The sequence below is a fragment of the Actinocorallia lasiicapitis genome (assembly GCF_054778695.1).
On the sequence record NZ_BAAGZI010000666.1, the window covers coordinates 1 to 1,741 of the forward strand.

Genomic DNA, 1,741 nt, shown 5'->3' on the forward strand with positions numbered 1-1,741 from the left:
CCGGGCCGAGCCCGCCGCCGGACGGCGCCGACGACACCATCCGCCGGGGCCCGGGACGCCAGACCAGCGCGGGCAGGCGCAGCCCGTCCTCGTCGCGGTGGACGGTCTGGAGTCTCATGGGCGCTCCAGGGAGAGCAGGGGGTGCCCGGCCGGGCCCGGGACGACGATCACGCGGGCGCCGAAGTGCAGCGCGACCAGTTCGGCCGTCAGCACCTCGGCGGGGGTGCCGAGCGCGGCGATCCAGCCGTCGGCCAGGAGCAGCAGCGAGTCGGCGTACTGCCCGGCGACGGTCAGGTCGTGGAGCGTGGTGATCAGGGTGAGGCCGCGTTCGCGGCGCAGGCCGTCGAGGAGTTCCAGCACCTGCTGCTGGTGGCCGAGGTCAAGGGCGGTGGTCGGTTCGTCGAGCAGGAGGATCGGGGCCTGCTGGGCGAGGGCGCGCGCCAGCACGACCCGCTGCCGTTCGCCGCCCGACAGCCGTCCGACGCTGCGCCGCGCGAACCCGGTGAGGTCGAGCCGGTCCAGGACGGCCGCGGTGATCTCGTGGTCGTGGCGGCTCTCCCGGCCCAGGTAGGGCAGGTAGGGGGAGCGGCCGAGCAGCACGTACTGCGCGACCGTCAGCTCCTCGGGCAGCGCGGGGTTCTGCGGCGCGTAGGCGACGAGCCTGGCCCGTTGCCTGGTGGTGAGAGTTCTCTGGCCGTCGAGTGAGATCTCGCCCGTCGCGGGCAGCAGCCCGGTGAGCGCCTTCAGCAGGGTGGACTTTCCCGCGCCGTTCGGGCCGATGACGGCCAGCCAGTGCCCGGACTCCACCTTCAGATCGAGCCCGTGCAGGATCTCGCGGCCGTCGCGGGCGACCGTCAGCCCGCGGGCGGCGATCACGTCTCCCGCCCGCGGGTCGAGCGGAGCACCGCGACGAAGAACGGGGCGCCGACGAACGCCGTCACCACCCCGAGGGGCAGTTCGCCGGGGCGCATGACCGTCCGGGCGGCCAGATCGGCCAGCACCAGGAACGCCGCGCCCGCGAGCAGCGACAGCGGCAGCAGCACCCGGTAGGAGCCGCCGAACAGCCGCCGCACCAGATGCGGGACCACGATCCCGACGAACCCGATCAGCCCGCTGACGGCCACCGCCGACGCGGTCGCCAGCGACGCCGCCGCCAGCACCACCAGCCGGACCCGCGCGGCGTCCACGCCGAGCGCCGCGGCCTCCTCGTCGCCGACGCTCAGCACGTCCAGCAGCCGGCCGTGCAGCAGCAGGATCACCACCGACACCAGCGCATACGGCGCCATCACCGCCAGGGTGTGCCAGGACGCGCCGCCCAGCCCGCCGAGGATCCAGGAGTACACCCGCTGGAGCTCCTCGACCCCGGCCTGCTGCACGAAGGTCTGCACGGCGGCCAGGAACGACGAGACGGCCACCCCCGCCAGGACCAGGGTCGCGGGCCCCGATCCGGCCGTCCGGCCGAGCCCGTAGGCCAGGAACACCCCCAGCAGCGCCCCGCAGAACGCGGCCAGCGGCACCCCCAGATCGGGGTCCACGGGCGCGTAGACGATCACGAGGGTCGCGCCGAGCCCGGCTCCGGCCGCCGCGCCCAGCAGATAGGGGTCGGCCAGCGGGTTGCGCAGCACCCCCTGGTATCCGGCTCCGGCGATCGCCAGCAGCCCGCCGACCGCCGCGCCCATCAGCACCCGCGGCATCCGCAGCTCGAACAGCAGGCCGCGCTCCAGCGGGGTGAGCCCGGAGT

General features: G+C 75.0%; 2 protein-coding genes. Both read right to left on the bottom strand.

All coding sequences use genetic code 11. The annotated features are described in order from the left end of the window. Positions 1-114: 114 nt before the first annotated feature. A complete protein-coding gene (locus ACYVE7_RS33550; RefSeq protein WP_460370540.1) occupies positions 115-876 on the bottom strand; it encodes an ABC transporter ATP-binding protein in 762 nt (253 codons plus the stop codon). Next, a partial coding sequence (locus ACYVE7_RS33555) for a FecCD family ABC transporter permease (protein ID WP_460370542.1) occupies positions 873-1,741 on the bottom strand: 869 nt, incomplete at its 5' end. The genes ACYVE7_RS33555 and ACYVE7_RS33550, both read right to left, overlap by 4 nt.